The following is an 8,989-nucleotide window of genomic DNA, read 5'->3' on the forward strand; positions in this document are numbered from 1 at the left end:
AGGAAGCTTGTTGCCTGGCCGCAGGACGACAATGTCGTCGAGAACGACGTCGGCGGTCGCAACCTCGACCTCCTTGCCGTCGCGGAAGACGTTGGCCTTGGGCGGCGCAAGATTGAGCAGCGCCCGGATGGCGGCGGACGCGCCAGCCCGTGCGCGCATCTCCAGCCAATGGCCGAGCAGGATGAAGACGAGCAGCACGCTCGCGGCTTCATAGAACTGATCGCCTTCGAAAAAGAATGTCGCGCCGACACTGAAGAGGTAGCCGGTGCCAACGCTCAACACCACCAGCACCGCCATGTTGAGCACCCCGTTTCGCAGGGCGCGCCAGGCGGCAACCAGGAACGGCCAGACCGGATAAAGGATCGCGGCGCTGGCGAGGAAAAACATCGCAAGCTCTTCGCTGAGCCCGAAAGGCGGGAGGAGCCATGGCTCCCCCATGCCCATTGGTTCCATGGCAAAGATCGGCAGCGTGAAGACCAGGCTGACGAGGAAACGGTTGCGCATGTCGCTGACCATGTCCTGCATGTCCATGCCGCCGCCGTGACCCATTTCGTGGGCCATTGCGTCGTGCGGCGCCTTGGCTGCGGCGGTTCCCTCCCGCTTGCTTGGTGCCGCGTCGACTGCGGCGGCGTGCTCCGCGTGTCCATGCATGTGCTCCGAGGGCGCGCGCGGATGCCCGGGCGGAACGGTTGTGCTGCCCGGCACGCAGAGGTGCCGTGGCACGGTCTCGCCCCCGCAATGAAAGCCGCAGGCTTCGATCTCGCGGGCCAATGTCTCAGGATTCGTCAGCGCCTCGTCGAATTCGATGGAGGCGCTCGTCGAGCCGGCGTTCATGGCAACGCCGGCTACACCCGGCAGGGCGGCGAGACGCTTTTCGACCGCCGCGAAGTCCAGCATGCCAATAAGGTCACGTACTTCCAGCGTCGTCTTTATCACAGTCGATCTCCTGCTCTTGCCAGCTGCGAATGCACTGCGCGGTTTGGCTGAGCGGGCCGCGGACAAACACCGCGGCCCGCAAATGTCCTAGGCTCGATAGGCGAAGGTCGACATCATGCCCGTCGCCATGTGGTAGAGATGGTGGCAGTGGAACGCCCATTGACCGTGGTTTCCGGCATCGACGGCGATCGTCACCGAGCGATTGGGAGGCAGCAGTACCGTATCCCTCACCGCTCCCGCAAAGCGCTGCCCGTCGATCGCGACGACCTGGAAATGATGGCCGTGCAGGTGCATCGGATGCGCCATCATGCTGGTGTTGCGCAGCGTCACTTCCACGCGGTCGCCTTGATCTACGACGAGCGGCGGGTTCGTCTGCAGGCCCCAGCGGTAGGCGGCCATGTCGCCGGTGAGCGCCATGTCGAACGCCTTGTCGGCCGGGCGCGATGTAAGTGGCGTAGCGGCCCGCAGTTGCGCCTCGAGCGCCAGGTCCAGGACCGGGGCGTTATCAGCTCCCACAGACGCGACTTTGGCCACCGCCGCCCCAGCCGGACGCAGGATGACGCCGGTCCGTTCCTTGCTCCCCTCGCGCAGCGCCAGGATCGGAAATGAGCGCGATTCGCGCGGCAACTGCACGCGGACATCGATGCGTTGTCCCATCGTCATCGGAAACCGTCGGCCTTTGACCGGCTCGATGTCTTGGCCATCGACCGCGATCAGTTCGCCTTCGAGTTCGCCGAAATCGATCGTGAACGCGGTCGCGGTCGCGCCGTTGATGATGCGCACCCGTGCGCGGCCACCGGTTTCCATCAAGACGACTTCGGGATCGTCCAGCGTGCGGTCATTGGCCAGATAGGCGTCATACTCGATGTCGTTGAGATCCATGGCCATGCCTCCGTGGTTCATTCCAGCCATCGCGCCGGCGGTCGCCTCTGACATGTCCATGCCGCCATGCTGCATCGGCGCAGCACCTCCTCCTGTCAGTCGTGCCAGCAGTTCCTCCGGCGACGAGAACGAGAAGTCGTGCAGGAGAATGACGACTTCCTGCTCATCCCGCCCATCATCTTCGGGGTCGGCAACAATCAAAGGTGCGGCAAGGAGGGCCTGTTCTTGCAGTGTGTGCGCATGCATCCAATGCGTGCCCGGCTTGCCGACCGGAAAATCGTAAGTGCGATCGGCCCCGGCGGCGATGAGCGGCAGGGGCGCGTCCGGCACGCCGTCGCTCGGCCAGGGCGGCGTCAGCCCATGCCAGTGGATGATGGTCGACTCGGCGGTCTCGTTCTGGAGTCGGACATTGAAGGCATCGCCAGCCCGCAAGCGAAGGCCCGTCGCTCCGTCGGTCCGCTGCAGGCCGAAGACGCTGGCAGCCTTGCCGTTCACATCGATCGTGCGGCGGACGATGCCAAGCCGTATTTGACTACCTGACTGACTGGCGAAGGCCGCCGTGATCAAGGACGGTGGCGTCGCAAGCACCACAGCGCCGGTAAATGTAGTTTTGAGGAAATCTCGGCGTTTCATTATCGCCTCCTTCGGCTTTGAGTTCGAAATCTCGGAATTGAGCGGGTTCATTTAGGACAAAAGGCTCCAATCCGCCTGACCGAGGCGTCCAGACCAGGGTGCAAGCGGAGAGGGCGTTCATGGCGTGCGGGGGCCGTCGGCGGCGCCGGGCAGCCTGTTCAAATGCGGGAAGAAGGCAGGCACGCTGGCTGCATAGCGGTGGTATGCCTCGCCGAACTCTTTCCGCGCTTCACGCTCCTCGGTGAAGGAAAGCCGCGCGTACATCGCAACCAGCACGGGGAACATCGCCAGCGTCAGCAGTGTCGGCCACTGGACGAGGAAACCCGCCATGACGAGGACAAAACCGACATATTGCGGATGGCGAACATACGCATACGGGCCTCCCGTCGCGAGGCGCCCCTGCTGCTGCGCCTCATAGAGCACGCGCCAGGCGGCCGATATCAACACGAATCCGCCGCCGATCAGGATGAAGCTGACAATGTGGAACGGGCCGAAATGCGGGTTCAGCCGCCAGCCAAACATCATCTCCAGGAGATGGCCAGCATCGTGCGAGAACCAGTCGATGCCCGGGAACCGCGATTGAAGCCAACCTGAGAGCAAATAGATCGTTAGCGGAAAACCATACATCTCTGCGAAAAGCGCCACTAGGAAGGCGCTGAACGCACCGAATGATCGCCAGTCGCGGCCCGTCCGCGGCTTGAAAAAGCTGAAGGCGAAAAGGATAAAAACCGCCGAATTGACGATGACCAGGCCCCAGAGGCCATAGGCGGAGGATTGCTCGACCATGGTCATGCTCCTTTTCCGCGTTTCGAACTATTCTGCGCGCCCGGCTCAATTTCCTTTTGCTGGGTATGCCTCCCGTGACCGCCATGCCCCTGATGGCCGCTGTGCATGAACATGTGAAGCAGAGGACAGGCGGCCAGCAGCAGGAAGGGAAGGACACCGAGGGCGTGCGCCCGGTGTTCGGAGAGAAGGAAAAAGGCGGCGATCAGCAGGAAGCCAATCGTGACGAGCCCCATTTGCGAAGTCCAAAACCCGCTCGGCCTTGGCTCGAACTCGGGTTCCGGCTCCTGCCCGGCCGGGTGACCGGCTGGATGTTGTGCCTGCGGATTCATGGGTTGGGCTCCTTCCACTGGTGTCTTGAGGAGAGTTTTGTGATGTCCTGCTTCTGCAAAGGGGCCACCTCTACCGCCGCCCGGTGGCGGCGACATTGTAGATCGAGGCGTAGACGACACCCGCGACGAGGCCGGCGATTCCAAGACCGACAATGCCGTAGAGAGCACGTCCTGGGCTGATCGGCGCGGTAGATTTAACCGTGCCGAGGTCGAGCCCGTGGGTGAAAGCGCCGAAGAAGTCGAGTGTTGCGTCCGGCCAGAGCGCGAAAGTCAGAGCACACAGCATGCTCAGAAGAGCGAGCGTTGCGCCCAGCGCGATGCCGGCAGACAGAGTGCTAAGTCTGTTCATTGGGCCTCTCCATCTATTTGGCGTGCTGCTTGAGCCATTCCTGCATTTTGGCGATTTCGGATTCCTGGGCGGTGATGATCTCATTGGCCCAAGCCTTGACCTCATCATCCTTGCCGAATTGCAGGACGCCCCGGGCCATGTCGATCGCGCCCTGATGGTGCGGGATCATCGCCTGGACGAAGGCGACATCGGGATCGCTTGCCTGGACGCCCTGCATCATCGGGCCGTCCATTTTCTTCATGGCCTCCATGTATGCCTTTGTGGCATCGGACATGTTGGCGGTGTCCATCGGCATGCCCTGCATCATGCCGCCTTGCATCATGCCGCCCTGCATCATGCCGCCCTGCATCATCGGCATCATCTTCTGCATCATGGGCATCATTGTCTGCATCATCGACATCATCGCCGTGCATTGTTCCGGCATGCTGGGCGGGTTCGATTCCGGGGCCGGCGCCGCCAGTGGAGCTTGGGGCGCGTCGGCGTCTGGGTGGTGCTCATCCGTCTGAGCGAATGCCGCGCCGGACGCGACTACGAATGCGGCAAGAGTCATCGATCGGAGGTAAGCTTTCATGGCTGTTTCCTTGTCGTTGAAGTGACCGGACGGGCGAACTCTGGGTGCGAAGGGCAGCCAGGATCTCCGGTACAGTTGGATTTCGGGATTGCTCGCGAGACAGCGGGTCGATGAGCGCTGCAGGTGAACAGCCTCAGGTACCTGCGGGGGCGCGGGATCGCGGTGTCAGGCGAAGAAACGGGGAGGTTGCAGGAGAGCCTCGGGATTGATGCCTGTTCCCAGGAACTGGGCCTCCATGCCGTAAGCGGCGATTGAGGCTCGATCGAGAGTCTCGCACCCACTTGTCAAGGGAACGGCGGCTCCGCAACAACCTGATGCGGTCGAGGACATGCAATTCGTTCTGCAATCCTGCCGGCAATCGTTGTGGTGGCTGTCCTGGGCTGTTGCCGCAGTGTGGCTTGTCACTGGGTCTGAACCGTTGGCGGGGAGAGCCGTGCTGTCACCGGCAACACCGTATTCGACAGCGGTATCCCAAGCTTCTCCGTCAAGACTCGGTGCACTGCTCACCATCGCGCTGCCCGCGATCAAGATGATCGCGGCGAGCAGGACGCGGAAGTGGATCAGCGTGAGTTTCATCATTGTAGTCTATAGCCAATCACGATCACCGCCTTGACGCAAATCAAAGTCAGGACATGCTAAGCGCCGTAAGTGGCTAGCCATCACTAGACTCTGATGGGACGTCTCGCTTGTCGGTTTGAAGTCGTGGAAGCCTCCAAAAATGGATCACGAGTTTCATGTGCCCGGATGGCACGCAGTCTCGACAGCAATCTGGTCGATGCTGCAAGCTGCCACCGCCCTTCCTGGGGGAATGCGGTCAACAGCCGGCAAGGACGAGATATGAACGTCAAGGATCCCGCTCTGGCGGAAGCCAACCGTTCGGCGACGGAGCGGCTCAACCGGAATTGCTTCTGCATAACGCTCGACCGCGCAGCGCTGCGGTCGGCGCTGGATCACGAGGCTGGCGATACGGGCTTCTATGACGCTTTCGACAACTCCCGGCCGCACCTGTTCTCCAATGTCCCAGTGTTCCTCTCTAAATCCGTCATCGAAGAGATGCGCGGGATCGTCGATGCCATCGAGGCGGCGACGAAATTGCCGGCTTACCGCGACGCAGTCCTCTCCTGGGCTCCCGAAATCGCGCAGCAGGATTTCGGCCCGGCCGGCGCGCTGATGGGTTACGATTTTCACCTCGGTGAGGACGGCCCCAAGCTGATCGAAGTGAACACCAACGCAGGCGGTGCATTCCTCAACGCGCTCCTGGCCAAAGCCCAGGCGGCTTGCTGTGCGGAAGTCGAGCAGGGGCTTATCGGTACCAGACGCGACGATTTCGAAATCCGCGTTGTCGCGATGTTCGGGGATGAATGGCGGCGCCAGCGCGGCGCCGGTTTGCCGCGACGAATCGCGATTATCGACGATCAGCCAGAGGAGCAGTACCTCTATCCTGAATTCGTGCTGGCCAAACAGTTGTTGCGGAAGCACGGCATCGACGCCGTGATTGGCGAGGCGAGCGAGCTGCAATATGAAGACGGCAGGGTCCGGCTAGACGGATACGGGATCGACCTCGTGTATAATCGCCTGGTCGATTTCGCGCTGGATCGCCCGGAGCATGCAAGGCTCAGAGCGGCGTATCGGGACGGCGCGGTGGTAGTCACGCCCAATCCGCACAACCACGCGCTTTTTGCGGCCAAGCGCAATCTGACGCTGCTGTCCGATCCGGCGGCGCTGGAAACCATAGGCCTTTCCCTAGAAATGCGCTTGCGGCTCGCCGGAATTCCGAGGACCGTGCTCGTCACGCCCGACAATGCGGACGCGCTTTGGCGATCCAGGAAGGATCTGTTCTTCAAGCCGCTCTCCGGCCACGGCAGCAAGGCGGTCTATCGCGGCGACAAGGTGACGAAAGGGGTGTGGACCGAGATCGCCCGGGGTGGCTTCGTGGCCCAAGCTTTCGCCGCACCTGGGCAGCGCATGATCGAGATCGATGGCGCACCCGCACCGCGCAAGATGGACGTGCGGCTATACACTTATGATGGCCGGACACTCTTGGCAGCCGCGCGTCTCTACCAGGGACAGACGACGAATTTCAGGACGCCGGGCGGCGGCTTTGCTCCCGTGCTGGCGATATGACGCGTCGGATTCGTCGATCGCCGACGGTCACCGACGTTCTCGGGGATTAGTGGACGGCGAACACCTCGGTGGTGCCGTCTTTGAGGACCAGCAGCACCTGGTAACGCTGCGCGCCTGATCCCTCCATTCCTGGAGAGCCCAGCGGCATTCCAGGCGCGGCGAGCCCCGCCGCATCGGGCCGTTGCGAAATTAGTCTTTCCACGTCTTCAGCCGGGACGTGGCCCTCGACGAAGTAGCCCTCGACGAACGCGGTGTGGCAAGAGGCGATATCCGAAGAGATTCCCGCGCGGGACTTCACTTGCTGCATGCGCTCGGGCTCCACGTTCGCCGCGTCCACGGAGAATCCGTTCTGCTGCATGTGCGCGATCCAGCCGCCGCAGCATCCGCATCCAGCATCCTTGAAGACCGCCACGGTCTGGGCAGCTGCCGCCGTTGCGGAAAGCACGCTTACCGCGGCCGACAAGAAGATTGCTCTTGCATTCATGGGAGTCTCTCCTCCGCTCAGTGGCTCTCAGCACCGTGCTCGGCGGCGGGTTTATCTGCCTCGCGGCCGCTGAACACATCAGGCCTCTCGGAACCGTGGACCTTCAGCTTGCCGACGAGACCACGCGCCGCGCGGGACAGCGCATGGTCTACCAAGGCATATTCCCCCGGAACCTCAAGCTTGAGATCAACCACCGCGGCACCGCCCGGCGGCACCGAGATCGTCTGGACGTCCTGGAGTGGTTCGCTCGAAAGCGACGCCAATTGATAGGCGCGGTCGAACATCTCACCGATCACGTGGAAGCTGGATGTTTTGTTCGGCCCCCCGACTCCGAAGTAAATGCGCACGGTCTCTCCGACTTTGGCCTCCAGGGCATTGTCTCCATCCAGCGCGTTCGCCGCGCCGTTGAAGACGAAATACTCCGGCTCCTCGTCGATCAGCTTGTCGACGCTTTCCGTCAGCTTGCCCTTGGACCCGTGTGCCACGGCGGTATAGATCTCACCCTGCATCACATAAAATTCCCGGTCCACGGACGGCAGCCCGCCTTCAGGCTCCACGAGGATCAAGCCGTACATGCCGTTGGCGATGTGCTGAGCGGCCAACGGCACGGCGCAATGATAGACATAGAGGCCGGGCTTCAGCGCCTTGAACGAGAACGCCTTGGATTCGCCCGGCGCCGCATCCGTGGCAGCCGCGCCGCCTCCGGGGCCAGTGACGGCATGGAAGTCGACGCTATGGCGCTCGCTACTATCGGCGCGGTTGGTAAGCTCGACCTCGATGGTGTCTCCCACCCGCGCGCGGACGAACGGTCCCGGCACCTTCTTGTTGAAGGTCCAGTAGTGGTAACTCGCGCCCTCCGACAGGCTTCCCGTGACTTCCACGGTCTCCAAGCCGATCTTGATTGTCTGCGGCCCACGGCTGCCAATCGGAGCCGACAGGTCTGTAGGCGCCTCACCACGTCGAACGGCACGGCGGCAGTGCCATTCTCGGAGGGATGATTGTGTGAACCTCCGGCGAAGGAAGGTGATGCGAGGACTGCAACGAGCGCAAGGGCTGTAAACGCGCGCAAGGGGGAGGTGATGGGCGTCATATGAGTACCCAATGAAGGATTTCGTCGTGCCATCCTACGCCCACCAAGGACGTCGTCTTTGCGCCAGCGCAAACAGCCACTATTTCCCCATGCCTTTTCTCTGAGAGGTCACATCGAGCCCGTTGTCGCTGCCTCCATCCCGGTATCGCTATGCACAGCCACCCGCCCGCGCCACGTCGTAGCGAACTCGCCGAAACTTGGTCGGCCCCACTGGCCAGCAACCATTACTCTCCGGCAGACCGCCCGCCTTCTCGGCGGTGCCGATTCGCCGGACATCGTCGCCCACGTTTAAGCTCGCCGAGCGCGCGAAGTGCATTAGGACGGAACCAAATCGTTGCGCCCACTTCTCCGACCTCGTCCCGCTTGCTTGAGAACCCGGACCCGTCATTCTATCTTGCGCAGCGATATCGCAGTGCCCAGTCGTGCGACGTTCCGCGTGATCCTCACCCGCCGTCCCAAGTATGGCTGCGCCCAGTGCAAGGAGGTGTCTCGCAGGCGGCCGCTGCCGCTTTTCGTGGGGATTTGGTCCTGACTTTGATCCTGGACAACGCAGGCCGTCCCCATTGAGCGTGCCCGTGACCAGATCAAGACGGTGGGCTCGTTACCTGCGGGAACTCCGTCAGCCAGCCGCCTTCGAACCCCGCCCCTTGCAAGCCGCTGCGGATGTACGGGCATGAGCGCATCAATCGCCACAACAGGCTACTGCGTTCGTTCTCGATCATCAGGACGATGGGGCCTTCGTTTAGGCCGAAGTGCCAAGGCGAGATCCACCAGCCAAAGATGTTATCCGGCGATCCCGGGTGCG

General features: G+C 62.3%; 11 protein-coding genes. 1 reads left to right on the top strand and 10 read right to left on the bottom strand.

Going from position 1 to position 8,989, the window contains the following annotated elements; all coding sequences use genetic code 11:
- The 7 genes from MAXJ12_RS18375 to MAXJ12_RS18405 form a co-directional block, all read right to left on the bottom strand.
- Positions 1–936, bottom strand: a 936-nt coding sequence (locus MAXJ12_RS18375) for a cation transporter (RefSeq protein ID WP_008837452.1), incomplete at its 3' end; no start/stop codon positions are given.
- An 87-nt stretch (positions 937–1,023) separates the two neighbouring features.
- Positions 1,024–2,451, bottom strand: a complete 1,428-nt coding sequence (locus tag MAXJ12_RS18380) for a multicopper oxidase family protein (RefSeq protein WP_040586774.1) — start codon at positions 2,449–2,451, stop codon at positions 1,024–1,026.
- A 117-nt stretch (positions 2,452–2,568) separates the two neighbouring features.
- Entirely contained in the window at positions 2,569–3,237 is a 669-nt protein-coding gene (locus MAXJ12_RS18385; RefSeq protein ID WP_008837454.1) for a methyltransferase family protein, read from the bottom strand.
- A 2-nt stretch (positions 3,238–3,239) separates the two neighbouring features.
- The gene (locus MAXJ12_RS18390) at positions 3,240–3,566 is read right to left on the bottom strand and encodes a DUF2933 domain-containing protein (protein WP_008837455.1); all 327 of its coding nucleotides are present in this window, start codon (positions 3,564–3,566) and stop codon (positions 3,240–3,242) included.
- Between the two features lie 70 nt (positions 3,567–3,636).
- A complete protein-coding gene (locus MAXJ12_RS18395; RefSeq protein ID WP_008837456.1) occupies positions 3,637–3,915 on the bottom strand; it encodes a DUF5676 family membrane protein in 279 nt (92 codons plus the stop codon).
- 13 nt (positions 3,916–3,928) lie between these two features.
- Positions 3,929–4,486: a CopM family metallochaperone gene (copM, locus tag MAXJ12_RS35295; RefSeq protein ID WP_008837457.1), complete on the bottom strand. Its 558-nt coding sequence runs from the start codon at positions 4,484–4,486 to the stop codon at positions 3,929–3,931.
- A gap of 165 nt (positions 4,487–4,651) precedes the next feature.
- Positions 4,652–5,065 (bottom strand): hypothetical protein, encoded by a 414-nt coding sequence (locus MAXJ12_RS18405; RefSeq protein ID WP_008837458.1) that lies wholly within the window; start codon positions 5,063–5,065, stop codon positions 4,652–4,654.
- Positions 5,066–5,323: 258 nt separating this feature from the next.
- On the opposite strand from MAXJ12_RS18405, the gene MAXJ12_RS18410 reads away from it, so the two are divergent.
- Entirely contained in the window at positions 5,324–6,610 is a 1,287-nt protein-coding gene (locus MAXJ12_RS18410; protein ID WP_008837459.1) for an ATP-grasp domain-containing protein, read from the top strand.
- Between the two features lie 46 nt (positions 6,611–6,656).
- Here MAXJ12_RS18410 and MAXJ12_RS38895 read toward each other — a convergent pair whose 3' ends face one another.
- From MAXJ12_RS38895 to MAXJ12_RS35300, 3 genes are all read right to left on the bottom strand, one after another.
- The gene (locus MAXJ12_RS38895; RefSeq protein ID WP_244421520.1) at positions 6,657–7,073 is read right to left on the bottom strand and encodes a DUF411 domain-containing protein; all 417 of its coding nucleotides are present in this window, start codon (positions 7,071–7,073) and stop codon (positions 6,657–6,659) included.
- Positions 7,074–7,111: 38 nt separating this feature from the next.
- Complete coding sequence (nirK, locus tag MAXJ12_RS18420) at positions 7,112–7,984, bottom strand: copper-containing nitrite reductase (protein WP_244421521.1); 873 nt, start codon at positions 7,982–7,984, stop codon at positions 7,112–7,114.
- A gap of 784 nt (positions 7,985–8,768) precedes the next feature.
- Positions 8,769–8,989 (bottom strand): glucoamylase family protein (locus MAXJ12_RS35300; RefSeq protein ID WP_008837462.1); only part of this gene is annotated, 221 nt, incomplete at its 5' end.

Source organism: Mesorhizobium alhagi CCNWXJ12-2, from assembly GCF_000236565.1.
GTDB classification, from domain to species: Bacteria; Pseudomonadota; Alphaproteobacteria; order Rhizobiales; family Rhizobiaceae; genus Allomesorhizobium; species Allomesorhizobium alhagi.

What these genes read in the sequence shown, in the direction of transcription:
- MAXJ12_RS18380 (WP_040586774.1), bottom strand. Translation starts at nt 2,451, where the DNA reads ATGAAACGCCGAGATTTCCTCAAAACTACATTTACCGGCGCTGTGGTG.
- MAXJ12_RS18385 (WP_008837454.1), bottom strand. Translation starts at nt 3,237, where the DNA reads ATGGTCGAGCAATCCTCCGCCTATGGCCTCTGGGGCCTGGTCATCGTC.
- MAXJ12_RS18390 (WP_008837455.1), bottom strand. Translation starts at nt 3,566, where the DNA reads ATGAATCCGCAGGCACAACATCCAGCCGGTCACCCGGCCGGGCAGGAG.
- MAXJ12_RS18395 (WP_008837456.1), bottom strand. Translation starts at nt 3,915, where the DNA reads ATGAACAGACTTAGCACTCTGTCTGCCGGCATCGCGCTGGGCGCAACG.
- copM (WP_008837457.1), bottom strand. Translation starts at nt 4,486, where the DNA reads ATGAAAGCTTACCTCCGATCGATGACTCTTGCCGCATTCGTAGTCGCG.
- MAXJ12_RS18405 (WP_008837458.1), bottom strand. Translation starts at nt 5,065, where the DNA reads ATGATGAAACTCACGCTGATCCACTTCCGCGTCCTGCTCGCCGCGATC.
- MAXJ12_RS18410 (WP_008837459.1), top strand. Translation starts at nt 5,324, where the DNA reads ATGAACGTCAAGGATCCCGCTCTGGCGGAAGCCAACCGTTCGGCGACG.